Annotated in this window: 21 protein-coding genes; 10 read left to right on the plus strand and 11 right to left on the minus strand. The window is 64.1% G+C overall.

What is annotated here, in order from left to right:
• Positions 1-19 precede the first annotated feature (19 nt).
• A complete protein-coding gene (locus AC4FWB_RS03510) occupies positions 20-1,900 on the minus strand; it encodes a glycosyltransferase family 2 protein (protein WP_491024381.1) in 1,881 nt (626 codons plus the stop codon).
• A 560-nt stretch (positions 1,901-2,460) separates the two neighbouring features.
• On the opposite strand from AC4FWB_RS03510, the gene AC4FWB_RS03515 reads away from it, so the two are divergent.
• Positions 2,461-3,372: a glycoside hydrolase family 26 protein gene (locus tag AC4FWB_RS03515; RefSeq protein WP_491024383.1), complete on the plus strand. Its 912-nt coding sequence runs from the start codon at positions 2,461-2,463 to the stop codon at positions 3,370-3,372.
• Positions 3,373-3,501: 129 nt separating this feature from the next.
• Positions 3,502-4,005, plus strand: a complete 504-nt coding sequence (locus AC4FWB_RS03520; protein ID WP_491024384.1) for a DUF995 domain-containing protein — start codon at positions 3,502-3,504, stop codon at positions 4,003-4,005.
• A gap of 18 nt (positions 4,006-4,023) precedes the next feature.
• Here AC4FWB_RS03520 and AC4FWB_RS03525 read toward each other — a convergent pair whose 3' ends face one another.
• Positions 4,024-4,851, minus strand: coding sequence for an AraC family transcriptional regulator (locus tag AC4FWB_RS03525; protein ID WP_491024385.1), 828 nt, complete (start codon positions 4,849-4,851; stop codon positions 4,024-4,026).
• 100 nt (positions 4,852-4,951) lie between these two features.
• On the opposite strand from AC4FWB_RS03525, the gene AC4FWB_RS03530 reads away from it, so the two are divergent.
• From AC4FWB_RS03530 to AC4FWB_RS03540, 3 genes are all read left to right on the plus strand, one after another.
• The gene (locus AC4FWB_RS03530; RefSeq protein WP_491024386.1) at positions 4,952-6,127 is read left to right on the plus strand and encodes an amidohydrolase; all 1,176 of its coding nucleotides are present in this window, start codon (positions 4,952-4,954) and stop codon (positions 6,125-6,127) included.
• Positions 6,128-6,226: 99 nt separating this feature from the next.
• Positions 6,227-6,664 (plus strand): hypothetical protein, encoded by a 438-nt coding sequence (locus AC4FWB_RS03535; RefSeq protein WP_491024387.1) that lies wholly within the window; start codon positions 6,227-6,229, stop codon positions 6,662-6,664.
• Positions 6,665-6,668: 4 nt separating this feature from the next.
• On the plus strand, positions 6,669-7,826 hold the full coding sequence (locus tag AC4FWB_RS03540; protein WP_491024388.1) for an ATP-grasp domain-containing protein: 1,158 nt from the start codon (positions 6,669-6,671) through the stop codon (positions 7,824-7,826).
• An 88-nt stretch (positions 7,827-7,914) separates the two neighbouring features.
• Here AC4FWB_RS03540 and AC4FWB_RS03545 read toward each other — a convergent pair whose 3' ends face one another.
• The 7 genes from AC4FWB_RS03545 to AC4FWB_RS03575 all read right to left on the minus strand — a co-directional run bounded on the left by AC4FWB_RS03545 (position 7,915) and on the right by AC4FWB_RS03575 (position 15,004).
• A complete protein-coding gene (locus tag AC4FWB_RS03545) occupies positions 7,915-8,916 on the minus strand; it encodes a Rieske 2Fe-2S domain-containing protein (protein ID WP_491024389.1) in 1,002 nt (333 codons plus the stop codon).
• Positions 8,913-10,061: a GNAT family N-acetyltransferase gene (locus tag AC4FWB_RS03550; RefSeq protein WP_491024390.1), complete on the minus strand. Its 1,149-nt coding sequence runs from the start codon at positions 10,059-10,061 to the stop codon at positions 8,913-8,915. Before AC4FWB_RS03550 ends, AC4FWB_RS03545 begins: the two co-directional genes overlap by 4 nt.
• Complete coding sequence (locus AC4FWB_RS03555; RefSeq protein ID WP_491024392.1) at positions 10,058-11,314, minus strand: F390 synthetase-related protein; 1,257 nt, start codon at positions 11,312-11,314, stop codon at positions 10,058-10,060. The genes AC4FWB_RS03550 and AC4FWB_RS03555 overlap by 4 nt, the downstream gene beginning before the upstream one ends.
• Positions 11,311-12,144 (minus strand): MBL fold metallo-hydrolase, encoded by an 834-nt coding sequence (locus tag AC4FWB_RS03560; RefSeq protein ID WP_491024393.1) that lies wholly within the window; start codon positions 12,142-12,144, stop codon positions 11,311-11,313. The genes AC4FWB_RS03555 and AC4FWB_RS03560 overlap by 4 nt, the downstream gene beginning before the upstream one ends.
• A complete protein-coding gene (locus AC4FWB_RS03565; RefSeq protein WP_491024394.1) occupies positions 12,141-13,124 on the minus strand; it encodes an NAD-dependent epimerase/dehydratase family protein in 984 nt (327 codons plus the stop codon). The genes AC4FWB_RS03560 and AC4FWB_RS03565 overlap by 4 nt, the downstream gene beginning before the upstream one ends.
• A gap of 2 nt (positions 13,125-13,126) precedes the next feature.
• Positions 13,127-14,116, minus strand: coding sequence for a 3-oxoacyl-ACP synthase III family protein (locus tag AC4FWB_RS03570; RefSeq protein ID WP_491024395.1), 990 nt, complete (start codon positions 14,114-14,116; stop codon positions 13,127-13,129).
• Positions 14,117-14,200: 84 nt separating this feature from the next.
• Positions 14,201-15,004 (minus strand): alpha/beta fold hydrolase, encoded by an 804-nt coding sequence (locus tag AC4FWB_RS03575; RefSeq protein WP_491024396.1) that lies wholly within the window; start codon positions 15,002-15,004, stop codon positions 14,201-14,203.
• A gap of 120 nt (positions 15,005-15,124) precedes the next feature.
• Here AC4FWB_RS03575 and AC4FWB_RS03580 point away from each other — a divergent pair, with 120 nt between their 5' ends.
• Positions 15,125-16,021, plus strand: a complete 897-nt coding sequence (locus tag AC4FWB_RS03580; RefSeq protein WP_491024397.1) for a LysR family transcriptional regulator — start codon at positions 15,125-15,127, stop codon at positions 16,019-16,021.
• A 19-nt stretch (positions 16,022-16,040) separates the two neighbouring features.
• Here AC4FWB_RS03580 and AC4FWB_RS03585 read toward each other — a convergent pair whose 3' ends face one another.
• Complete coding sequence (locus AC4FWB_RS03585; RefSeq protein WP_491024398.1) at positions 16,041-16,490, minus strand: DNA polymerase III subunit chi; 450 nt, start codon at positions 16,488-16,490, stop codon at positions 16,041-16,043.
• Between the two features lie 158 nt (positions 16,491-16,648).
• Positions 16,649-18,175, minus strand: a complete 1,527-nt coding sequence (locus AC4FWB_RS03590) for a leucyl aminopeptidase (protein WP_491024399.1) — start codon at positions 18,173-18,175, stop codon at positions 16,649-16,651.
• Between the two features lie 350 nt (positions 18,176-18,525).
• Between AC4FWB_RS03590 and lptF the strand changes: the two genes are divergently transcribed.
• The 4 genes from lptF to AC4FWB_RS03610 all read left to right on the plus strand — a co-directional run bounded on the left by lptF (position 18,526) and on the right by AC4FWB_RS03610 (position 24,389).
• Positions 18,526-19,725 carry an LPS export ABC transporter permease LptF gene (lptF, locus tag AC4FWB_RS03595; protein ID WP_491024400.1) on the plus strand — a complete coding sequence of 400 codons (1,200 nt, stop codon included), beginning with the start codon at positions 18,526-18,528 and terminating at the stop codon, positions 19,723-19,725.
• Between the two features lie 2 nt (positions 19,726-19,727).
• Positions 19,728-20,810: an LPS export ABC transporter permease LptG gene (gene lptG / locus AC4FWB_RS03600; protein WP_491024401.1), complete on the plus strand. Its 1,083-nt coding sequence runs from the start codon at positions 19,728-19,730 to the stop codon at positions 20,808-20,810.
• Entirely contained in the window at positions 20,810-23,224 is a 2,415-nt protein-coding gene (locus tag AC4FWB_RS03605; protein ID WP_491024402.1) for an LPS assembly protein LptD, read from the plus strand. Before lptG ends, AC4FWB_RS03605 begins: the two co-directional genes overlap by 1 nt.
• A gap of 238 nt (positions 23,225-23,462) precedes the next feature.
• Entirely contained in the window at positions 23,463-24,389 is a 927-nt protein-coding gene (locus tag AC4FWB_RS03610; RefSeq protein WP_491024403.1) for a peptidylprolyl isomerase, read from the plus strand.
• Positions 24,390-24,400: the final 11 nt, after the last annotated feature.

Below are 24,400 nucleotides of genomic sequence, written 5' to 3' on the forward strand. Positions count from 1 at the left end.
CAACGCGGTAGCCAAGGCGTCAGCGCGACGAATCCCAACCGGGGTCGAAGAAGAAAGTCTGAGTTCCGGAACCGCCTTGCCCCGCGCCAGAAATGGAAGAGGCGATCTTGACGATGTGCAAACCGCCGGCTCCCTGCTGGAGCCCGTACACGGCTTCCAATCCTCGATGATAGAAGCCGGCAATAGGGAAAGACAACGCGATGCTGGCAAGGCACGCTTGCATAGTTATTTTGGCGAGATTGGTCCGAAGCGATACTTTGTTCTCGGAAAGATGCTTACCAACAATAACAACGACGAGCAGCCCATAGATGGCCGCGCTAAGCGAAGCGAACCAATAAAAGCCCGTGGCGCTTTGCGGCTGATCCACAAACAGAACCGGCATGGAAGCGACGGCGGACAACAGCACGTATGGAACGATGACGCGGCCTGGCAAAGGTGTTTTTGGGCTGCTTCCCTTTGGCGTCACACGAAAATCGACGAACGATTTGGTCATATGATCGCGAACCGCAGCCAGAGTTCCGGCCAGTATCCACGGCCAGCGTGCGAAAAGGTGGAAGAGCGTTCCTTCCCAGCTGATCGCCTTAGCGCCCATCGGGCGTGACAGGCCAAACTTCTTCAGCAAAATCACCAGAGCGACCGGGGTAACCGCACTCGGCGTATAAAAAAGAAGGAACTCTGGATAAGTAACGTTGGCAAAATTTTGCGCCGACAGCAGAGCATATATCGGCATTAAGTAGACAGTTAGAGCATATATGGCAAACAGGGGATACCAGAGCTGGCAAAAAATAAACTGAACCCTCAATCTTGGATTGAGCTTGGACATATATGCTGGCGAATATTGCAGCAAGATGGTCATCAAGCTTCGCGACCACTGAAATTCCTGGGTGATAAGATCGGCAAAGGTCTGGGGACCATCTCCACTGGCTATGGCGTCGATGGCGTGAACACCTCGCCAGCCGGCCGCGTTGATCATCATCGAGGTAGAATGGTCCTCGGCGAGTTCCGGTCCGAGCCCTCCGGCCTGACGCAACGCTTTTGTCCTCACGGCATAGTGCGATCCTATGCAGAGGGGCGCACCGCTCCTCGTGTAGCCGGATTGCAGCGGTCCGTGAAGCATTCCTTCGACAAACAGCCGGCCTCGCGCCGCCCAGCTGTCGCCGGCGTTGTTGTCGCATATGCTGGGCGCAGACACATAGCCGACGGAAGGATCGGCGAAGGGATAGAGGATCTCCCTGAGATAGGTCGGCGACGGCACGTGGTCGGCATCCATCTGAGCGACGAAGTCGTAGCGCTCATAGCCGTAGTGGTCATAGAAGAAGGCGAGGTTGCCTTCCTTGCAACGCGTCCTGCGCGGCCAGGTCTTGCGGTGATAGTCCTCGCGGCCGCGCCGTGTCGAAATCAGAACGCCATGCGCATCGCACCAGCGGACCGTCTCTTCCGACGGATCCTCGTCGGCCAGCCAGGTGTCGTGCGGATAATCCTGCGCCAGCATCGCCTCCAGCGTGCGCTGCACGACGGCGAACGGCTCGGACGGCGCCTTGGTGACCACCATGGCGACGCGCGAGCGCTTGGCGACGACATGCAGCTTCGAGGATTTCCGCGAGGCGTGGACGTTGAGCAGGAAGTACATCGGCATCAGCGTCAGCCAGGCCAGCACGATGGTGGCGAAGGCATATGGCCCGATATGCTCGATGTGTTCCGGCCGCAACCACCAGGACCAGAAGAAGACGAGCGTGACAAACCAGAAGGCGAGGCCAAGCCGAAGGATCAATTGCTGCCGGGACGACAGAACCGGCACGAGATAAGGGCCCTTGGGGCCAAGGCCGGCACGAGCCCTGCCGCGCCGGCTCGCACGCACCTCTTTGCCGCCGACAACGCCGGCATCCAACGAAACGCTCATACTACCCGCCGCCACTTCCGCCCTCGCCCTTGCGGCCGAAAGCGTTCACATCCCCAAGGTAGAATCAGCATCTCCTAATGGAGAGTCAACAGAATTAAGCTTGCGTTGACCAAGCTTCTTGAGAACTGGTTAACCTCATCTCTTGGCCGGACAGCTCTCTGCGGCCGTGGCGCGCCGGTCCGAGGGATTTCCGACGAACACGACGTCCGGCCGACCGCCTTTTTTGCAACCGTCGCGTTAACCATGCCGGCCCGATATGGTTAAGTAACGGTTAATTGCGCTTGACTCCGGCCAAGCATAGGCTCTTATATCAGGAAGGGTTAATATCGTAATGTTGACGCGAATTTGTGAGTATCGCGGCGACAGTCTCCCGGGGATTCCAAGGTATAGGCACCCGAGGGATTACTCTGATGGACGGCCTCGCGCCAAAGCTGTGCCCGTCCCAGTCGCTCAGAAAACCCGCAGTTCACGTCGGCGGACCGATTGGGTTTGCGTGCCGATCCTTATCGGCACGCTGTGGCGAGCTTCAACATCCTCTGTTGAGGCTATGGAGGTTGGGCATGAAATACCCCACAGCAACGGCACTTGTGTCGGCGTTTATCGTCGGCCTTGTCCTGCCGGCATCGGCGGGATCACCTTTAGGGACGGATCCGGTGCAGACGAGTTCGGCGGCGTCGGCATTCGGCTCCTATGATCCCTATGGCGACTTCAGCAATGACAAATCGGCCACCATCGAGGAGCTCTTCCTGCCTTGGGAAGACGTCGATCTCTCGACGCTGCCGCTGGCTGACGCCTACGCTCTGCAGCGCGGCCGCTCGCTGCTGATCACCATCGAGCCCTGGACCTGGTCGAAGGACTGGCGCATCACGCCGCCGGAGCTGCGCAACGGCATCCTGAGCGGCAAATACGACGCCAACATGCAGGCGATCTGCAACCTGGTCGGACAGATGAAAAGCCCGGTTACGATCCGCTGGGCACAGGAAATGGAAGACACCAACGGCCGGTTCACCTGGGCCAACTGGGCGCCGAAGGACTGGATCGCCGCCTACAAGCGCGAGGTCGATGTCTGCCGCAAGGCGGCGCCCGCGACCAAATACATGTGGTCTCCCAAAGGATTGGACGGCCTCGAGAAATACTATCCGGGCGACGACTATGTCGATGTCATCGGCCTGTCGGTGTTCGGCCTGCAAAAGAAGGACAATGACGAAACCGGTCGCGACCGGACATTCGCCGAGACGCTGAAGCCCGGCTATGACCGTGTCGCGAAATTCAACAAGCCGGTGGTCGTGGCCGAGCTCGGCTATGTCGGAACGCAGGACTATGTGACGAAATGGGCGGAAGAAACCCGCAAGTCCTATGCGGAGTTTCCGGCCCTGACCTCGGTGGTCTACTTCAACCAGAAGGAAACCTGGCCGTGGCTGAACGGCTATGGGCTGCCCGACTGGCGGGTGACCCAGCACGTGCTGCCGTAAGACCGCAGAGACTAGCCCGTCCCGCAACCGGGACGGGCTCCAGCTTCAAGTTCGAAAGTGACAAGCTCCAAAGCCCGGCTTTGGAGATGGGTGTAGGCGTGGCGTAAATCAGTAGGGGGGAATAAAATCGTGAAAAGAGCGTTGGGGAATTTTGTTGGAGCAGCGCTTGCCTGCTCCGTTTTTGTTGTCGGCTCGCAGGCCACTGCGACAGCCAAGGCCGCGAACAAGGTCGACAACCAGGCGTCAAGGGCCGCGCTCGTCTCCGACGAGGGCGTCTACCAGCTTTACCAAAACCATTCGTGGCTGTGGGGCAAGAACGGTACCGCCTTCTTCGCGGTGAAGCAGCGGCAGTTCGACGCCTGGACCTCGGACAAGGGCAAGCCCGGCTACGGCGACGGCATGTGGTTCATTCCCGGCGGCGGCAAGCTCTGCTACCGGGCGACATGGCACGGCGGCTGGGGGTCAAAGAAGTCCATGACCTGCTTTGAGCACCGTCAGGCGGGCCAGGTCGTCTACCAACGCAAATTGCCGGATGGCGAGTGGTACGCATTCAAGGACCGGCACGGCAAGTCGAAGCTGCGCTATGGCGACTATGCCAACAGCAAGATGAAGCGCATCAAGGCGAAGCTGTAGTCCACAAACGGGCAGCCTTCACGCCGCGGCGCGCCAAGCGCCGGGCGACAGGCCTTTGATCGTCTTGAACACCCGGGTGAGATGGCTCTGGTCGGCGAAGCCGGTCGCAACAGCGATCTCGGCCAGCGGCATGTCGGTCTTGATCAGCGCCGAGGCGGCGCGGATGCGGCGGTCGCGCAGATATTGGCCGGGCGTCATGCCGGCGGCACGATGGAAGTCGCGGATGACCTGGAAGCGGGTGACCCCGGCCGCCGCCGCCAGATGCGCAAGGTCGAAGCCGGCCGAAAGATCTTCGGCGATCAGCTCGCCATAGAGGCGGAAGCGCCTTGCTGTCTCGCCGGCTTCCGAAGCACGGTCGCGGACCTTGCCATCGCCGAAGCGCTTGGCGAGTTGGCTGAGCACCACCAACATCGCCGCTTCCTGATCGAGCTTTCCGGCGAGGCGATGCGCACGCACGAAGGCTCGCGCCAGTTCCGGCGCCCGCACGATGCCCTCGCTGAACATCGGCAGTGCAGTCAGTTCCAGATCCTCGGCGATCTCGGCCATCAACGTGGCGTCCGGATAGCAGGTGCGATAGGCCCAGCCGGTGGGAGCGCCCTTCTCGCCGTCATGCGGCTCTTCCGGATTGACGATGATGATCGAGCCCACCGGCGCCAGATGCTGGCGGCGGCCGATTCTGAGCTTCTCGACGCCGGCCACCACGACGCCGAACACCCAGGTCGGGTGGGTGTGCAGCGCGTAGGCATGGTCGCGATAGCGGGCGGCGAGCATTTCGAGGCCGCCGAGGCCCTCATGCCGTGTCAGCCTTGCTGCTTCGCGTTCCTTTTGCTCGCTGGCATCGCTCATCACGGCAAGCCTTCTTCAAACCGCCCTGCCCGTCAATCCCGTTCAAGACGCGAGCCTGAAACATCGGCAACATCGCTGCAAACGAAGCGGAGATAAGACGATGCGGGAAAACGACAGGATAGCGGCCATCGTGTCCGAGGTGATCGGCTGGCGGCAGGCGATCCACGCCCACCCGGAGCTCGGCTTTGCCGAGCATGAGACGGCGGCTTTCGTCGCGGCGAAGCTCAAAGAGTTCGGCCTCGCCGTCCACACCGATGTCGGCGCCACGGCGGTGGTCGCGACGCTGGCCAAGGGCACAAGCGGCAAGGCGATCGCCTTGCGGGCGGAACTCGATGCGCTGCCGATCAAGGAAGCCGCCGATGTCGCCTACGCCTCGCGCAAGGATGGCGTGATGCATGCCTGCGGCCATGACGGCCACACTGCGATGCTGCTCGGCGCTGCAAAACTGCTCGCCGAAAGCGAGAGTTTCGAAGGCACCGTGGTGTTCGTCTTCCAGCCGGCCGAGGAAGTGCTGGGCGGCGGCAAAAAGATGATCGAGGACGGACTGTTGAAGCGCTTTCCGGTCGGGCAGGTGTTTGCCGTCCACAACTGGCCGGGTTTTCCGGAAGGCCATATCGGCGTGCGCGCCGGGCCGCAAATGGCGGCGGTCGACGATTTCGAGATCGTCTTTCGCGGCAGTGGCTGCCACGCGGCGATGCCGCATCTGGGCGACGATCCGCTGTTGGCCGCCGCAAACTTTGTCACCGCTATCCAGCGGCTGGTTTCCCGCAGCATCGACCCGCTGTCACCGGTCGTGCTGTCGGTGACGCAGATCCATGGCGGCCGCTTCAACAATTTCGTACCGGGCGAGGTGAAGGTCGAAGGCACCTGCCGCTTCTACGACCGCGCGCTCTCCGACCATTGCGCGGCCGAGATCGAGCGCGTGGCGACATCATGCGCCGCCATGCACGGCGCCAGCGCGGAACTGACCTACAAGCGCGGCTATCCGCCGGTGATGAACCCGGCGATCGGGGCGGCGCTGGCGGCGCAGGCCGGCGCGGATACGGTGGGCACGGAACGCGTCGCAACCGAGTTCCAGCCCAGCATGGGCTGCGAGGATTTTGCCTTCCTGCTGCAGGGCGTCGGCGACGGCGCCTATGTCTGGATCGGCGCCGGCGATGTCGGTCCGGGGGCCGGACTGCATGGCGACCGCTTCGTCTTCAACGACGCCATCATCCCGATCGGCATCCACTTCTTCCTCAATGTCGTGCGGCGCGCCCTGCCGGTCGGCGGGTAGCGCGGCTGTAAGCGTTGTTTGACTTCGCGAAACAATCGCAAGATGGTCATCGCCGACGTCCGCTAGCCGCTCCGAAGTGATGCCCGTGAGCTTCCGACCATGACGAAAATTTCCGGCGTGGCTCCGAGCTTGACCGCTTTGCTTTTCGCAACGTGCTGCAGTTCGGCATCCCTAGCCGATAGCGACTTCCTCAGAGTTTCAATCAAATGCCCAGATCAACCTGGCAACGGCGTCCTGGAAACGATCAACGAGAACCCCAAAGGCAATCAATCGAGAATTTCGTTATTCTACAACAACGGTCGGATGGAAAGGGTCGTAGTCGCGCATTCGGAAGACGGCACATTTTTCAAGGAACTGTTCGCGCTCGATCGAGCCACAAGCGAGGCAACGAAGGAAGCTCCGGCCTTCCATGGCTTCGAAAACGGTGGCAACGAGCTGTTTCGTTTCTACTGCGACGCGGAGCCCGAAGCGAAGGCGCGCTATCTGGGGCTCCTACGGTCCAATCGAGACATACTTCGACAGTTGAAGGGCGGATGACAGGGTGGCAGCGCCTGACAAGACCGTGCTCATCACCGGAGCGCGCGCGCCGGTGGCGCTGCATCTGGCGCGCCTGCTCCATGGCGCCGGCCGCCGGGTGGTCCTGGCCGACACGCCGGCGCGTCCGATCGCCGCCGCGAGCAAGGCCTGCGCGCGCTACCACCGCCTGCCGCCGCCGCGCTTCGAGCCGGAGGCCTATGCCGAGGCGGTGGAAGCGCTGGTTCGGGCCGAACGCGTAGAACTGGTCATCCCGACCTGCGAGGAGGTGTTTTACCTTGCGCTGGCCTGGCACGAGCGACCGATACCGGCACAGTTATTTGCGCCGGGTATCGAACTGTTAGCGCAGGTGCATAACAAGCATGCCTTCATGCGGCTGGTTGAAGGCCTCGGCTTGGCTGTGCCGGAGACCACGCTGCTCAGTTCTCGCGACGATCTGGAAGCGATACGCGGCCGCTCGCGCGAGCTGGTGTTCAAGCCGGTCTGGTCGCGCTTCGCCAGCCATGTGCTGCTGCGTCCGACACCGGATTTTCTCGATGCCATCGCCCCCTCGCCCGCCATGCCGTGGGTAGCGCAGCGCTTTGTCGACGGCGACGAGATCAGCGCCTATGCGGTGGCGCGCGAGGGCAAGCTGAAGGCGCTGGCGCTCTATCGTTCGCTCTATCGCGCCGGCAAGGGAGCCGGCATCTTCTTCGAACGAGTGGAGGATGAGGCGGCGCGCGAGCTGGTCGAACGAATCGTCGCCGGCACCGGATGGACCGGGCAGATCTCCTTCGACCTGATGCGCGAGGCGGACGGAAAGGTGCTGCCGCTGGAATGCAATCCGCGCGCCGTGAGCGGCCTGCATTTCTTCCGCGCTCCGACGCGTTTCGCCAACGCAGTGTTGGAAGACGGGCCGGAAGTCATCACCGACGTCATCGCACCGCAAACGGTGCGGCTCGCCATGTGGATTTATGGATTACCGGCGGCGTTGCGCAATGGCGGCCTCGACCGCTTTCGGAAGGCGATGCGCCAAGGCCAGGAATTGCTCGACTGGCCGGGCGACCCGGCGCCGGTGAAGGCGCAATGGACGGCGCTGGCCGAGATGGCCAGCGTGGCTTGGCGCCAACGCATCAACCTGCAGGCGGCGTCGACGCGGGATATCGAGTGGAATGGGCCGGGCTAGCGTTCTTGAGGTGTGAAACTTCGAGATCTCGGCAGGACAGAGGGGGGGCGCGAAGGATCGCGACGTAACCTTCCTCAGCCGCCGACCATCACAATTCGATCTGATACACCCTCGCCTCGGCGGCCGCAGGCGGCACCTTTTCTTCCATGATCGCGGCAATGTCGCGGCGCAGGAAATCGAGCGGGCCGATCACAGGCAGCGCCTGTGGGGCGAAACGGGCGTTGTCGCTGGCCGATTTCAGCACGCGACGGTCCTGGTGCAGCGCGATATTGAACAGCGGCTTGAAGGCGAGCGCCTTCAGCTCACCAAGCAAGCCCTGGCGCCGCCCGATCAGCCAGCCTACGCCCTCGACGGTGCGTTCGTCGGCCTGACGCAGATGAAAGGTCGTGGCGAGCACCAGCCCGTCCCTGCCCCAATATTCGAGCTCGGCGACGCCGGGATGGCGGAAGCGGCCTATGGTCCTGGTCCGCTCGCCTTCGAGCAGCCGGCTGATCAGCCCTTGCTGGCGCTCTTCGCCGGTGTAGGTCGCCTCGACCCAGCCATCGCCGCCGGTGACCTCGACCCGCACCAGATGACGCTTCGAGGTCAGGCCGCGCAGCAGGCCCTTGTGGGTGAAATGGGTGTGGGTGGCGTCGAGGATGTTTTCGGCCGCATCGATGACCGTCGACTGCGTCGAGCTGCGCACGCGCCGCGCGATGACGTCCTTGCCCTGCATGCAGTGGAGATAGGGCTCGCCCTGCGGGGTGCCGGAGGAGACGAAGACGACGCCGTCGCGCTCGATCGCGGCGAACCGGCGCACCCGGTAATGCGGCATCTCGCCGACATGGCCGGGAATGGCGGTGCAGCGGCCTTTGCCGTCATAGCGCCAGCCATGGTAGGGGCATTCGATCTCGCCGCCGACGACCTTGCCGGTCGAAAGTTCCACCAGACGGTGCGGGCAGCGGTCGAACAGCGCGGCAATGCCTTGCGCCGAGCGGAACAGCACCAGCGGCGCGCCATCGAACAGGATGCGCTTCGGCCGCTTGCCGATGTCGGCCGAGAGCGCCACCGCTTGCCAGTGATCTTTGCCGTGGTCGCGGCGCTCGCTCACAGTTCGAGCCTCCTGAGCAAGGGGATGCCGACCAGCGCCAGCACGGTTTCCATGGCGCGGATCGCCATTCGCCGGCGGCGCGGAAGATGGCCGGCGTAGACGGCGTTGTATTCGATCGCGGCAATAGCGCCGCGCCGGCGCTTGAAGCCGGCGGCACCGGCGCTCATGTTGAAGAACAGGCCGCGCGCCGTGGCATGGTCCTGCGCAAGCGCCATCACCATGCGGTAGAGCCCCTCGCCGACCGGCCGGCTGGTGTCATAGCCGACGATCGGCTGGGTGAGCGTGCCGCCATTCTCGAACAGGCCGGTGACGGCGACGAGCTCGCCGCCCGGGCGGCGCAGGCCGGCAAGGCTGATGATGCCGCGCCGGTGCATCTCGGCGATGTAGCGGGCGGTATAGTGCGGATTGAGCGGGGTGTATTTTTCCAGATAGAGCATGTTGTAGAGAACTTCGGCGCGCGCATAGTCGGCCTCGGTGAAATCGGCATCGCCGACCCGCTCGAAATGCGTGGCGCCGAGCTGCTTGCGGTCGAGCTTCATGTTTTTGGTCATGGCGGGTGCGGCGCTGCGATCGGCGAAGATGTAGATCTGCCGCGCCGCCAGCATCCGAAAACCTTCCTCCTTCAAGGCGGCGATGGTTGCCGGATCGGCGACCTCATTCAGCGAGCGGATGAGGATGGCACGATCGGGAAAGCGCGCGACCAGCGCTGTCCGAAGCGCGGCAACCGTTGGCCGGTCGAGCAGCGGCACCGGATTGGTCGAATAGAGCCAGTTGTTGACCTGCACCTGATGGTCGAGGCCGCTTGCCCTGACCAGCGGCGCGCAGGCGCCGATCAGGGCCTGAAGCGCGCGGCGCAGCAAAGGATGGGCGGCGAAGTTGCGCGTCTCGTCTATCGCATAGTCGATATAGGCGCTGGAGGGGCAACAGATGTAGCAGTTCGGCGCCTCACTCGCATCGTTGAGCGTCAGCGGGAAGGTCCGGCCTGTGACTTCAAAAGTTTCGACTTTGGTCGTCAGGTTAGCGACGAGCTCGCTTACCGGTATCTCTCTGAAAAGCCCTACAAAAGCCTCGACCGTGGCCGGTGTGTTTTCTACGCAGCCAGCCTGTTGCACCGGCCTTTGCATGACGCCCGCCGCCCCGGTCATGGCGCCCGCTCCAGCCGGCATTCGACGCGGCGCAACTTGCGGCCGGTCTCCAGCGGCAGCGGCGCGCGGACCAGCAAGGCGATTGCGGTCGTACCTCGTCCCTCAAGCAGCGCGCGCACCGCCTGCAGTGCGGCTGTCGCGGCATCGTCGGCAAGGCTGGGTGAGAATCTCAGCTCGATCGCGTCCGGCGCGATCTGGACGAGCCGAAAGTCGTCGACGCGTCGGTCGGCCTTGAGCACGGCATTGCGCAGCACATCCGGCGTGACAAGGATTGGACCGCTTGCGGAAGCGAGCCGGAAGACATCGTCCATCCGCCCGACGATCTCGTCGACGCGGCGCAGCGGCGAACCACAGCGGCAAGGCTGCTCGGAGAGCCGCAGCAGGTCGTTCATGCGGTAGCGCGCCATGATCTGCGTCTGGCGGCGGAAGGCGGTGACCAGCGGCGTCACCAGCCCCTCGCCCGCCGGCTCGAACTCGAAAAGGACGGAGTCCTCGGCAAGATGCAGGCCGCCCTGCCGGCAGGTCACGGCGAACAGGCCCTCGGTCGCCATGTAGATCTGATCGAGCGGCAGGCGGAAGAACGCCTCGATCAGCGGCCGGTCGACCGGATCGAGCGTCTCGGCGGCCGAGAAGATGCGTTTTGGCGCAAGCCGAAAGCCTTCGGTGGCGAAATACCTGAGCATCTTCGGCGGCGCGATGATCACCGTCGGGTCGAAGGTTTCGAGCGCGTCGCGCCAGCGCTCCGGCCCGAGCGTGAGATCGAAGAAGGCGAGCTCGATCAGCCTCGACTTGCGGGCACTGTCGTAAAGCCCGGTGCTCTGCGGCAGGATGACGGCGACACGCATGCCGCGCCACAAAAGATCGGCAGCGGCTTTGGCGAGGATCGTGCCCAGCCAGCGGTATTTCTCCGCCTCCGAAATCACGAACAGGCCGCGATTACCCGATGTGCCGGTGCTTGCGCCGACGGTGAGACTGCCTACGCGCCCGTCGCGGGCCAAGGCTGCCCAGGCTTCGGCCGTGGTGATGCCATGAACGTTGAAATCCCCGAAGCGGCCCATCAGCAGCGCCTTGTCGGTGACCGGCAGGTCGGAGAGACGGACTGGCGCCTTGCCGTAAAAAGGCGCGCGCGGCAGGTCGCGATCGAGGAAGCGCCGCAATGCGGCCGCCTGCCAGCGCTCGAAGTCCGCGCGGCTCTTGCGCGAGACCCAGCGCGTGAGTGCGAAAGAACCTAACGCTTCGCCGAGGCCGTTCATCCGGCCTCCGGATCGCTCAAGGCCAGATCGTAGGCTGTCGGCGCAGGATCGTGGCAGAGCATCACCTCGCCACCGGTAGCGAGGAAGCGGCGAAGCACGGCGCTGGTGGGCTCGATTGCCCCGACATCCTCGGCGATCAGCGTCGCCGGGAAGCCGGGTGTGCGGTTTTCGGTCAAGGCTTTGAGCATCCATTGCACGTCGACGGCATAGAGCAGCGGCCGCTTGAGCCCGGTGAACAGCAAGCCGAACTGGCCGTCGGCATGTCCAGGAAGATCGACCGCGATCACGCTGCCGTCGCCGAAGAGGTCGGCGCCGCCGGAAATGGTACCGTGCGCCTCGACGCGCGGCTTGGAGGATAGGCCGTCCAAACGCGTTTCGAAGTCAGCCGGAAAGAGTTCGGCGAAGACGGCGTGGCGAAGGTTCTGCCTCGGCGTGCGTGCCTTGACTCGCGCCCAGGCGGCGTCGTTGGCGATGAAGCGCGCCTTCGAAAACAGCGACAGGCCGGAAATGTGGTCGGCATGAAAATGGGTGACGATGACTGTGCGAATGTCATCCGGCGACAAGCCGAATTGCTTCAGCACCGGCAAGATCTGTTCGGCGGCATTGAGCTCGGGTTTCAGCAGCGCGCCGTAGAGGCGCAGCATGCGGCCGCGTCGCTCTCCGGAAAGCGCTTCCGGCGTATAGCCGGTATCGACCAGCACTGGCCCGGCAGCGGGATGGAAGATCAACCCATAGCGGACGCGCAGCCTGACACTTTGCCAGCCGCCGCCGCGCAGGATCAGCCGCTCGGCGGCGCTTACCCAGGCGCTGTTGGCGAAGACGATCTTCATGATATGGCCCCGCCGGCGAAGGTGCGGTCGAGCCCTTCCTCGAAAGAGATTTTCGGCGCCCAGCCAAGAACGCGCTTCGCCTTGGAGAGATCGAGGCTTTGGGCGTAGGCGAAGAGGCCGAGCCCGTAGCGGGTGACTGGCGGCTCGGGCCGGCCGGGCAGCCTGAGCGCCACCGCTTCCATCACGCCCGCGGCGAGCATCGCCGGCAGCAGCGGCATCGGTCGCCAGCGCGCCTGGAGGCCGGCGCGGGCACAGGCCTCGTCGGCGATGCGGCGCACCGGCAGCACCTCGCCGCCGGAGATGTTGAAGATCTGGCCCTCGGCCTGCTTGGGCGCCGCGAGCGCCACCATCACCGCATCGACCACGTCATCGACATGGGTGAGATCGATTGCCGCCCTGCCGCCGCGGAACAGCGGCAGCGGCCGGCTCTTCGCCGCCTTGATCAGGCGCGGCAGCAAAGCGCGGTCACCGGCGCCGTAGATGCCGCGCGGCCGCAGCACCACCGGATGGCTGGCCGGCTGGCCAAGCACGATGCGCTCCGCCTCGCGCTTGGTGCGCGCATAGTGGGTGACGGGGTCGGGCAAGGCCATGTCTTCGGTCAGGCCGAGCTGGTCGCGAAAAGCAAAGCAGACCGACGGGCTGGAGATGTGGACGAAGCGGCTGACGCCCTGGCGCTTGGCGAAATCGATGAGGCTCTGCGTCGCGGTCACATTCGCGGTCACAAAATCCCGCAGCCGGCCGAAAGGCGCCGAGAGCGCGGCGCAATGGATGATCCGCTCGACCCTGCCAAGCCTCGGGTCGAGCGCGCCATCGAGCGGCTGCGCAAGATCATGGCGGATGATGCGGTGGCCGGCGGCCTCAAGTGCTGTGCAGCGTGCCGAATCGCGGCCGAGTCCTAACGCCAGCGTGCCCGAAGCCGCCAGCCGATCGAGCACGTGGGAGCCGAGAAAACCGCTGGCGCCGGTGACGAGCACGACCATCGTCAGGTTTCCAGCGCCATGCCGCCGAAAGAGACGCCGGCCGAAGTACCGAGAAAGAGCAGCTTCATGCCCGGCACCACGCGGCCGTCGCGGCGCGCGATGTCCAGCGCGAAGGGCATGGATGCCGCGATCTGGTTGCCGAAACTGGCCGCGATGTCGACCAGCTTTTCCGGCGCGAAGCCGGTCTGGCGCGCCATGTGTGCCAGCGCGAAGGGGCTTGCCTGATGCGGCACGACAAGGTCGACATCCTGTTGCCGCCAACCGGCGCGCTCCAGCAAGGCGGCGACGAAACCGTTGAAATAGCGCGAGGTCAGGCGGAACAGTTCCTTGCCGTCCATGTGGAACAGGCTGTGGCGGGCGAACTCCTCCGGCTCCTTGCTGAAATCGAAACGTGTGCCGCCTGCGCCGATGCCGCAGGCCTCCCACGCCGATGGATAGGTGCGCATCAGGCTCGCCGCCATCCTGCCCTCGCCGGGCCCCGCCCTGCGCAGCACGGCCGCCGCCGCACCGTCGCCGAACAGTGCCGCCACCTCCGGCGCGTCCCGCCACGGCAGCGCACGCGAAGCGACTTCGGCAGAAAACACCAGCGCCGTCTCGCACTGCCCGGCCTCGATCATGCGGCCGGCGGTCTCGAATGCGGTGAGGAAGCCAAGGCAGGTGCTGTTGACGTCGAAAGCGGCGGCCGAACCGTCGGCAAGGCCAAGGCGCTGCATGACCAGAGGCGCCGTCGCGGGCAGCGGCTGGTAAGGCACGCCGCAGCCGCCGATGATCAGATCGAGGGCCTTGGCTTCAAGCCCTGCGTCCTCAAGCGCAAGGCGCGCCGCCGCGCAGGCAATATCGACCTGCGATTCGGCCGCGCAGACATAGCGTTGGACGACACCGGTAGCTGCCTCAAGCGCACCCTGGCCGAGGCCCAGCCTCTCCTCCAGCGCGTGCGTGGTGATGCACTCTGCCGGCACCGCCCTGCCGGTTCCGACGATCCTGATCCGCATCCTCCCCCCGCGGCGTGAGCTTGCATCTATCAAACCAAAAAACGGCGATGTTCGCAAAGCTCACGCGGAGGCAGTTGCCCGGCTCTAAGCTCGAGATTTCCGGAGAAACCGCATCACGGCGTCCATGAACTCTGCTGGACGCTCGATATTGAGCAGATGAACGCCGGGCAGCAACACAAGCTCGGCGCCGGGGATTGCCGCCGCGATCGCCTCGCTGTGGCTGGCGAGCGTGACCTTGTCGTCGACACCACCGATGACCAGCGTCGGCGCGGTGATCAGCGAAATCGGGCGGCGCAGGTCGGCGTCGCGTACTGCGGCGAAGCATCCCGCCAGCCCTTGTTGCGACATGGCCAGGATCGCGGCATGGAATTCCTCGACGGTTTTGTTCCGGCCGGTAAGCATCGAAGCCGGGAACCAGTTGCGCATGAACATGTCCGCCGTTGCCGACAGGTCGCTTGCCGCAAGCACGTTGCGGATCTGTTCGTCGAAATAGGACGCCGGACCAAGATGCGGCGAGGTGTTGGACAGGATCAGGCGCTCGATGCGCTCCGGCGCATGGATACCCAGCCACTGGCCGACAAAGCCGCCGAGCGACAGGCCGAGGAAATGCACACGGGCAAGCCCGAGGAAATCGAGCAGTTCGAGCACGTCGCCGCCCAGCCGGTCGAGCGAATAGGCGCCGGCCGGCGTATCGGAACCGCCGTGGCCGCGAAAATCATAGCGCAGCACGCGGAAGGATTTGGCGAGCTCAGGAACCTGCCCGTCCCACATGCGCAGCGTCGTGGCGATCGAATTGGAAAGCACAAGCACCGGCCGGTCTTCCGGGCCGTCGAGCCTATAGGCGATGCGGGCGCCGTCGCCCGCCGTGAAATGAAGCGTTTCCGTCATTTTGGTCCTCATCCTGTTTGGCGGGAAGTCGTCCCGCCGCTTTTTCCATGAGGAAGCTAGGCCTGGAGATTATCGGAATAAATTACTATGATTTGAAAGTCTCTGTAGGGTACAGCAACAATGCATGGTCTGAAGCTCCACGATCTCAGGTGTTTCGACGCCGTCGTCGCCGAGGGCAGCTTCCAGGCCGCGGCCGTCGCCCTGAACCGAACGCATCCCTCCGTCTTCGCGGCCGTCGCGCGGCTGGAGGTGCAGCTCGGCCTCACCCTGCTCGACCGCAGCGGATATCGGGTGAGCCTCACGGATGAAGGCCGGCAGTTCCATGCCCGCGCCCGCCTGGCGCTGCGCGAGCTCGAACATCTCCAGAGCTACGCAGGCCAATTGGCAAGCGGCGAGGAGACCGTGCTGCACGTGGTGATGGGTGATGTCTGCCCGAGGCCGCGAATCCTCGGCCTGCTCAGCCGCTTCTTCGTCGAACGGATCCGCACGCGCCTGCATCTTGAATACGAGGCGATCAGCGGGCCGGTCGAACGGCTGATGGACGCCGAAGCCGATCTCGTCTTCCATCGCGCCAATCCGTCCGATCCGCGTCTCGAAAGGATCGACCTCTGCGAGGTGGCCTTCGTGCCGGTGGTGGCGCCCGGGTTCCTGCCCGTTCAAGACATCCGCGAGATCACGCCGGAGGCGATGCGCCCGTTCACCCAGTGCGTGATCCGAGACACTGCGAGGCGTCCGTCGACGGAAAACTTCTTCGTCCTCGACGGCGCGCATTCCTGCTCGGTGCCGGACCACATGATGAAGAAGGAACTGATCCTGCACGGGCTGGCATGGGGCCATCTGCCCAAATGGCTGATCGAGGACGAGCTCCGCGACGGACGGCTGATCTCCATCGCCGGCAGGCACATTCCCGGCCGCACCGAGACGGTCGCCGCTGTGCGACGACGCGACCGGCCGCATGGGCCGGTGGCCGAGGCGTTGTGGCTTTATTTGCAAGCGCAGGGACGCGACGCATCCTGAAGGATCGAGCCAACGACCATCAGGCCTTTCGCTCCCACCGCCGGTCGGGCGTCTGCTGCCAGTAGGTGACGGCGTGGCCGGCTTCCTTCATCGTCTTCCAGTGGCCGCGCGCGCCTTCGAGCTGTGCCGCGTCATGACCGTCGAACAGGAAGACGGCACGCTCGTAGCCGGAAAGCTCGGGCGGATTGGCGCCATCGACCAGAAAGCGGATCTGCGCGGCGTTGGGGTTGCCCTCGCCCGTCGTGAGCAGGATCGGCTGCTCGGCCGGATAGGCTTCGCGGTCGGTGGCATGAGCGAGGAAAGAATCGTCGCGAAACGTCCACAGATGCTGGTCGAGCGCATCGCGCCGTTCCTCGGCGCCGGTCTGCACGACTGCGCGCCAGCCGCGCTCGACGCTGCGCTCAAGCAGCCCCGGCAGCGCCTCCTCGAGCGTCGATTCCGTCAGGTGGTAGAATAGGATGTCGGCCATCGCTACACCGCTCGCCAGGTAAGGCTTCGAGAAATTTCGTTCCGCCGAGTCGTATGGCGTGGTTTTCGAGAACCGGAGCGGAGCGGACTTTTAGGTCCGTGAGCACTGGAAGCAGAGAAAACCGCGGCAGACGGCCGGCGGAGCGAATTTATCAAGCCTTACCCCTCGTAGTGGTCGCGCACCAGCCTATCGAGCAGCCTGACGCCGAAGCCGGAACCCCAGGACTGGTTGATCTCGCTCGCCGGCCCGCCCATCGCGGTGCCGGCGATGTCGAGATGCGCCCAGGGCGTGTCCTTGACGAAACGCTGCAGGAACTGAGCGGCAATGATGGCGCCGCCGTAGCGGCCGCCGATGTTCTTCATGTCGGCATTCTTGGAATCGATCAGCTTGTCGTATTCGGCGCCGAGCGGCATGCGCCACAGCCGCTCCTGCGTCGCCTGACCGGCGCCGGTCAGCTGGCCGGCCAGTTCGTCATTGTTGGAGAACAGGCCGGCATAATGCTGGCCGAGCGCGACCATGATAGCGCCGGTCAGGGTCGCCAGATTGACCATGAATTTCGGCTTGAAGCGGTCGTTGGTGTACCAGAGCGCATCGGCGAGCACGAGGCGCCCTTCCGCGTCGGTGTTGAGCACCTCTATGGTCTGTCCGGACATCGAGGTGACGATATCGCCCGGCCGCTGCGCGTGGCCGTCGACCGCGTTCTCGACCAGGCCGATGACGCCGACGACATTGGCCTTGGCCTTGCGGGCGGCCAGCGCGCTGATCAACCCGGTGACGGCGGCCGCACCTCCCATGTCGCCCTTCATGTCCTCCATGCCGGAGGCCGGCTTCATCGAATTGCCGCCGGTATCGAAGGTGACGCCCTTGCCGACGAAGGCGATCGGCGCGTCCTTGGCCTTGCCGCCCTTCCATTGCATGACGGCCATGCGGGCGCCGCGCGGCGAGCCTTGCGCAACACCAAGCAGCGAACCCATGCCGAGCTTCTTCATTTCCTTCTCGGTGAGGATCTCGACCTCGACGCCGAGAGCCGCCAGTTCCTTCGCCCTCGCGGCGAACTCGACCGGCCCAAGCGCGTTGGCCGGCTCGTTGACGAGGTCGCGCGCCAAAAGCACGCCGTCGATCACCGCCTCTTCCTCCACGAAGGCTTTTTTCGCGGCGGACGGGTCGGCGCAGTGGATGGTTATCTTGGCCGGCTTCGCTGCTTCGGCCTTCTTGGCCTCCGTCCCCTTGGCGTCTGATTGGCCCTCTTCCTTGTCCTTGCGGGTCTTGTATTTGTCGAAGCCATAGCTGCGCAGGAGGATGCCGGCGGCAAGGTGCGCCGCCTGCCTGCCGTCCGGCTGGAGCTCCGGCAAGTCGAGGATCACGGCGACTTCGGTCGCCTTGCGCAGCGAGGCGGCGACGGCGCCGCCGAGCTTCAGCCAGGCATAGTCGTCGAGGCTTGCGACCTTACCGGCGCCGATCGCCACCAGCCGGTCGACGGACGTGCCTTCCGGCGCCAACACCTCCACGGAGCTGGCGAACTTGCCGGAGAAATCGGCGACCGGGAACGCGCGAGCCAGGGTGCCGACAGGGTCGCAGGCCTTCGCGGCATCGCCGAGCCCGCCGCCGTCGGCAGCAAGCACGAAGACGCTGCCTTTTTTCGGCGCGGCGAATTTGGCGAAGGCAATCGAAGGTCTCGAAGTCATCAGATCCTGCTTTCGGGGTGAGGCGCCGCGAACCGGCTTTCAAGCGTGCGCGACATTTGGTCGTTTTCAGGCATTTGGCAAGACTTTGGCCGAAATCACCGTCTATATCGGCGCTGAAACCAACGAAGGATTCGTCGCGGCAAGACGCAAGCTTCCTGCCGCAACCTGTTGTTAACCATCAATGTTTTGCATTTCTTATCCATTGACGCGGACACTCCGCCGCGCCGGGGCGCGTGGCGTGAGGGCGACAAACCAGATGAGCCGCCCATGGACCCGGTTGTGCGGGCGTCACCGGATGACTACCTTGTCGGCGGGCATGATGCCGTTCGGCACAATCGAGAAAAGCCTTCATGAAGGTCGTTGAACGCTACATCATGCGTCGCACCGCTGCGATGTTCCTGGCGGCGCTGGTCTGGACGCTGGCGATCGTTTGGACGACTCAGGTGCTCGCCAAGATCGACCTCGTCACCGACAGCGGCCAGTCGTCGCTGACCTTCTTCGAAGTCGCGGCGCTGATCATCCCTTCGATCATTCCAATCGTGGTGCCGTTCGCGCTGGTGGTCGCGGTGGCGCAGACGCTAAGCGCCATGAATACGGATTCGGAACTGGCGGTGATCAACGCCGCCGGCGCCTCGCGCTGGACGATCGCGCGGCCGATCCTCCTGCTGGCGCTGGCGGCAAGCGTCTTTTCCTTCGCCGTCGACAACGGCGTCGACCCCTATGCCAGGCAGAAGAACCGCCAACTGGTGGCGGCCTCGCGCGCCGACCTCTTGTCGCTGATCATCCAGGAAGGCACGTTCCGCAAGATCGACGACGGCCTGTTCCTGCAGATCGGCGAACGGCTCCCGGACAACAAGCTCGGCGGCATCTTCGTCGCCGATTCGCGCGAGGAAGGCGCCAATCTCACCTACTACGCCAAGACCGGCAGCATCGTCGAAAAAGGCGACGAGAAGGTGCTGATGATGAATGACGGCGTCATCAACCGCAAATCGGTGACTGGCGACCTCTCCGTCATCCGCTTCACCTCCTACGCCTTCGACCTGTCGGCCTTCATGTCGGCGGCGAACGAGATCACGCTGCTGCCCAAGGACCGGACGACGCAATATCTGCTCAATCCGGATCCCAACGACAGGATGTACCAGCGCCAACCCGGCAGCTACAGGGCCGAGCTCGACCAGCGTTTCTCCGAGTGGTCCTATTCGCTGGTGTTCGCGCTGATTGCACTCGCCGTGGCCGTCGACGCGCGCTCGCACCGCGAGGCGCGCATCCATCCGCTGATCACGGCGATCGCCATCGCCCTTTTCGTACGCTGGCTGGGTTTCTTCGCCGCGGGCAAGGCCGACAAGGTCTGGTACTACGCCTATATGGTCTATGCCGTGCCGATCGTGGCATCGGCGATCTCCGTCTGGTTCATCGTCTCCTCGCGGAGCATGGAACTGCCGTCCGCCTGGGCCGACTGGATGACGAATCTCGCCGGCCGCGCCAGTGAGGGCTGGACCGCGCTCAAGCTGTGGTTCGCCCGGCGCGGCACCTCCGGCCAGGGAGCCTGACGATGGGCTGGACGCTGGGCCGCTATTTCTTCTTTCGCTATGTGACGATCACCGTCTGGTTCTTTCTCGGCCTTTTGGCGCTGGTGTTCCTGATCGATTTCACCGAGCTTTCGGGCCGCACGACCGGGCTGCCGGGCTTCACCTACGGCACCGCCTTCGCCATTTCGGCGCTGAGGATGCCGATGATCATGCTGCAGACGGTGCCTTTCGTCGGGCTGTTCTCGGCGATGGCGACGCTGGTGTCGCTCAACCGCCGCTACGAACTGGTCATCGCGCGCTCGGCCGGCGTTTCGGCCTGGCAGTTCCTGTTCCCGTGCTGCGTCGGGGCGCTGATGTTCGGCGTGCTGTCGGTCGGCGTGCTCAATCCGATCGCCGCGCATGGCTTTTCATGGTCCGAGCAGATGGAAAACCAGCTGCGGGCCGGCAAGTCGAACGCCGTCCCGCAGGACACGACGCCGTGGCTGAGGCAAAAGACCAGCTCCGGCGACACCATCATCGGCGCCCGCGCCATCCTCAACCAGGGCCTGGAGATGGCCGACGCGGTGTTCTTCGTCCTCGACCAGCAGGGCAACATCGTCGAGCGCAAGGATGCCGCGCACGCCTTCCTGCGCGACGGCTACTGGGAATTGCAGGACGTCAAGGTGTTCAAGGACGGCAATATCCGTCCCGAGGCCTCCGACCGCGTGCCCACCAATCTCAAGCCGGAATTCGTGCAGGAGCGCCTGGCGCGCCCGGAAACCATCCCGTTCTACGAACTGCCCAGCAAGATCGAGGTTGCCCGCTCCTTCGGGCTCAAGGCAAATGCCTTCGCCATGCAGTTTGATTCGCTGGTGGCTCTGCCGTTCCTCCTCGTCGCCATGACGCTGATTGCGGCAACGGTTTCAATGAGATTTGCGCGAATGGGGCAGTCGGCGACGATGATTCTGGGTGGCGTCCTGGCCGGCTTTCTGCTTTATGTCGTTTCGGTACTGGTCAAGGCATTCGGGGTCGCCGGATTCGTGCCTACAATGGTGGCTGCATGGGTTCCGGTTGTCGTGGCTATGTTCTTTGGGGTGACTTTTCTGCTATACAAGGAAGACGGCTAGTGAGGGAGGCTGGTTTGCGCAGCCATAGGCAGGCCGGTTTGGCACGCCTTTATGGGGCGACAGCCTTGGCATGTCTGTTTGCCTGCGTGGTACCGACGGTACCGGCGCTGGCGCAGACTATCACGGCGAATCCCGTGCCCTCGGGCACGCAGATGCTGCTGGCCGCCGACACGCTCGTCTACAACAACGACAACCACACCGTGACCGCCGTCGGCAGCGTGCAGATCGACTATGGCGGCAACAAGCTCGTCGCCCAGCGCGTCGAATACAACCGCGACACCAAGCGGCTTGTCGCCAGCGGCGCCGTCGAGTTGATCAACAGCGACGGCACCAAGATCAACACCGACCATATCGACATCACCGACGACTTCGCCGACGGTTTCGTCAACGCCTTGCGCGTCCAGACGGTCAACGATGCCTATTTCGCTTCCGAGAGCGCCGAACGCATGGGCGGCGTTCTGACGACGTTCCACAACGGCGTCTACACCGCCTGCGAGCCTTGTGAGGACAAGCCCGATTCGGCGCCGACATGGCGCGTCAAGGCGAGAAAGATCATCTGGAACGGCGAGAAGAAGACGGTTCGCTTCGAGAACGCGAATTTCGAGTTCTTCGGCTTTCCGCTTGCCTATCTGCCGGCCTTCGAGATCGCCGACCCGACGGTCAAGCGCAAGAGCGGCTTCCTGATCCCGGGCATCGTCTACAACACCCATCTCGGCGTCGGCGTCAAAGTCCCCTATTATTTCGCGCTCTCGCCGACCTACGACCTGACCGCCACCGGAACCGGCTACACCAAGCAGGGCTTCCTCGGCGAGGCCGAATGGCGCCAGCGCTTCAACAATGGCGAATACAGCCTGAAGATCGCCGGCATCCAGCAGCAGGATCCCGACGCCTTCATCGGCACGGGCAATCGCTATACCGTCGATTCGGGCGAGCCTAACGATCCCAACAAGTTCCGCGGCATGATGGGCACCAAGGGCCAGTTCGCCATCAACGAGCGCTGGAATTTCGGCTGGGACGTGCTGCTCCAGACCGACAAGAACTTCTCGCGCACCTATAACATCGACGGCTACAACGACCTCGTCCACCAGTCGTCGATCTATCTGACGGGCCTGAGCGACCGCAATTATTTCGACGTCAGGGCGATGCGCTTCGAGGTGCAGGAAGACACGCTCTCCAGCGATCCGACGGCGCGCGCGGCCAAGCAGCCCTGGGTGCTGCCGTCATTCGACTACGCCTATATCCCCGACACGGCGGTGGCCGGCGGCCAGTTGTCGCTCAATGTCAATGCGCGCGTCATCAGCCGCGACCGGCTGGATGCAGTGCTGGCCGATCAAACCGATAAAAACTCCATCAACAATGTGCGCGGCCTCGAGGGGCAATCGAGCCGATTGACGGCCGAAGCCGAATGGAAGCGCACCTTCACCACCGATGGCGGCCTGCAGCTGACGCCGTTGCTCGCCTTCCGTGGCGACGCAGGCTATGTGTCGACCACATCCGAATCGCTGGCCGCGGTCAACCAGATGGCGGCGAATCTCGGCGAGAACGTCGACATGCGCTCGTCGCTCGCCCGCTACATGGCCACGCTGGGCCTCGAGGCGCGCTGGCCGCTCCTGTTCTCGATGCCGAACTCCAGCCACATACTGGAGCCGACGGCGCAGATCTTCGTGCGTCCGAACGAGCAATATGTCGGGGGGCTGGCGGTTCCGAACGAGGACGCGCAGAGCTTCGTCTTCGACGCAACCACGCTGTTCGAACGCGACAAGTTCTCGGGCTACGACCGCATCGAGGGCGGCACGCGCGCCAATGTCGGCTTCCGCTATTCGGGCGCCTATGACAACGGCTGGGGCACCAACGCCATCTTCGGCCAATCCTATCAGCTGGGCGGCGAGAACTCGTTCGACGCGCCGGACCTCGTCAATGTCGGCGCCTATTCGGGACTGCAGACCGCGAAATCCGACTATGTCGGCCTTGTCGGCTTCAACAGCCCGAGCGGCTTCTCCGGCTCGCTCAGCGGCCGTTTCGACGAGCAGACCTTCGAGGTCAGGCGCGCGGAGATCAAGGCCGCCTATTCCGGCCTGCCGGTTTCGCTCAGCGCCAAATATGCCTTCATCCAGGCGCAGCCGCTCTACGGCTTCACCACGGACCGCCATGAGGTGACGCTCGGCGCCTCGACGCATCTGGCCCAGAGCTGGCGAGTCTTCGGCACCGGCACCTACGATCTGGAGACAAGCGTCCTGGTCAAGGACGGCGTCGGCTTCGCCTACAACGATTCCTGTTTCACCTATGTGATGACGTTCTCGCAGACGCGCGACACGGTCACCAAGGAAGTGTCGCAGAATATCGGCTTCAACCTGTCGTTCCGCACCCTCGGCGATTTCGGCACCTCGACCAGCGCCGTCGACACGATCCAGTAAGCGGGGGAGCCAGTAAGCGACGGCAGGCACAGGCTGCGGCGTTGCGTGTCGCTTCGGGCGCAGACGATCGCGTGGACCTTGATTTGGCGCGCGAAGCTTCGAAAATGGGGCCGATTCTCGGGGACATGTGCCGGCGACATTGTTTCGCCGCATAGGACGGGCATGGGGTCGACCACATAGCGCATGCGTTCGGAGGACGTGCGGCGCCGGCGTGGCGGGTAAGAATTGGGAAGGTGAGATGAGGAAATACCTGTTTTCGGCAGGATTCGCGCTGCTGGTGGCGGCGACCTCGGTTTCGATCACGGCGATGACGCCGCCGGCGTTCGCCAGCCAGATCAAATATGTCGTCAACAACATACCGATCACCACCGGCGACATCGCGCACCGCGCCGCATTCTTCAAGCTGCAGCGCAAGAAGGGCGATGCGGCGCAGGAGATGATCGACCAGACGCTGCGCCTTGCCGAAGCCAGGCGGCTCGGCATCCGCATCACCGACCAGCAGGTCGATGCCGCCTATCAGCGCTTCGCCTCCAACAACAAGATGCCGCTGGCCAAGCTCGACGCAGTCATGTCGCAATCAGGCGTCACCAAGGAGCATTTCAAGGAATTCATCCGCGCGCAGATGGCCTGGAACCAGGCCCTTGGCGCGCGTTACCGTTCCGGCGAGGGCGGCTCGGTGACCGAGCAGGATGCGGTCCGCCGCATGCTCGACAAGGGCGGCTCCAAGCCGACCGCCATGGAATACATGCTGCAGCAGGTGATTTTTGTGGTGCCGGCCTCCGAGCGCGCCTCGACGCTCGCCAAGCGCAAGCGTGAGGCCGATGCCATGCGCGCCCGCTTCAATGGCTGCAACACCACGCGCGAATTCGCCAAGGGGCTGATCGACGTCACGGTGCGCGATCTCGGCCGGGTGCTGGCGCCGCAATTGCCGCCCGACTGGGCCGAGCAGATCAAGGCGACCAAGGTCGGCGGGGCGACGCCGACGCGCGAGACCGAACGCGGCGTCGAATTCATCGGCATCTGCTCCTCGCGCGAGGTTTCCGACGACAAGGCCGCGCAGATGGTCTTCCAGGCCGAAGGCGGCAGCAACGACAAGGACGCCGACGAGCTCAGCAAAAAATATGTCGAGGAACTGCGCAAGAAGGCCACCATCGTCGAGCGCTAGGCCGTCTCGGC

This window comes from Mesorhizobium sp. LEGMi-168a (assembly GCF_058312955.1).

Excerpts from the sequence above, each read along its gene's own strand:
- AC4FWB_RS03560 (WP_491024393.1), bottom strand. The coding sequence starts at position 12,144 with ATGAAGATCGTCTTCGCCAACAGCGCCTGGGTAAGCGCCGCCGAGCGG.
- AC4FWB_RS03535 (WP_491024387.1), top strand. The coding sequence starts at position 6,227 with ATGACGAAAATTTCCGGCGTGGCTCCGAGCTTGACCGCTTTGCTTTTC.
- AC4FWB_RS03525 (WP_491024385.1), bottom strand. The coding sequence starts at position 4,851 with ATGAGCGATGCCAGCGAGCAAAAGGAACGCGAAGCAGCAAGGCTGACA.
- AC4FWB_RS03590 (WP_491024399.1), bottom strand. The coding sequence starts at position 18,175 with ATGACTTCGAGACCTTCGATTGCCTTCGCCAAATTCGCCGCGCCGAAA.
- AC4FWB_RS03515 (WP_491024383.1), top strand. The coding sequence starts at position 2,461 with ATGAAATACCCCACAGCAACGGCACTTGTGTCGGCGTTTATCGTCGGC.
- AC4FWB_RS03510 (WP_491024381.1), bottom strand. The coding sequence starts at position 1,900 with ATGAGCGTTTCGTTGGATGCCGGCGTTGTCGGCGGCAAAGAGGTGCGT.
- lptG (WP_491024401.1), top strand. The coding sequence starts at position 19,728 with ATGGGCTGGACGCTGGGCCGCTATTTCTTCTTTCGCTATGTGACGATC.
- AC4FWB_RS03570 (WP_491024395.1), bottom strand. The coding sequence starts at position 14,116 with ATGCGGATCAGGATCGTCGGAACCGGCAGGGCGGTGCCGGCAGAGTGC.
- AC4FWB_RS03550 (WP_491024390.1), bottom strand. The coding sequence starts at position 10,061 with ATGACCGGGGCGGCGGGCGTCATGCAAAGGCCGGTGCAACAGGCTGGC.
- AC4FWB_RS03580 (WP_491024397.1), top strand. The coding sequence starts at position 15,125 with ATGCATGGTCTGAAGCTCCACGATCTCAGGTGTTTCGACGCCGTCGTC.
- AC4FWB_RS03530 (WP_491024386.1), top strand. The coding sequence starts at position 4,952 with ATGCGGGAAAACGACAGGATAGCGGCCATCGTGTCCGAGGTGATCGGC.
- AC4FWB_RS03555 (WP_491024392.1), bottom strand. The coding sequence starts at position 11,314 with ATGAACGGCCTCGGCGAAGCGTTAGGTTCTTTCGCACTCACGCGCTGG.
- AC4FWB_RS03575 (WP_491024396.1), bottom strand. The coding sequence starts at position 15,004 with ATGACGGAAACGCTTCATTTCACGGCGGGCGACGGCGCCCGCATCGCC.
- AC4FWB_RS03585 (WP_491024398.1), bottom strand. The coding sequence starts at position 16,490 with ATGGCCGACATCCTATTCTACCACCTGACGGAATCGACGCTCGAGGAG.
- AC4FWB_RS03610 (WP_491024403.1), top strand. The coding sequence starts at position 23,463 with ATGAGGAAATACCTGTTTTCGGCAGGATTCGCGCTGCTGGTGGCGGCG.
- lptF (WP_491024400.1), top strand. The coding sequence starts at position 18,526 with ATGAAGGTCGTTGAACGCTACATCATGCGTCGCACCGCTGCGATGTTC.
- AC4FWB_RS03565 (WP_491024394.1), bottom strand. The coding sequence starts at position 13,124 with ATGGTCGTGCTCGTCACCGGCGCCAGCGGTTTTCTCGGCTCCCACGTG.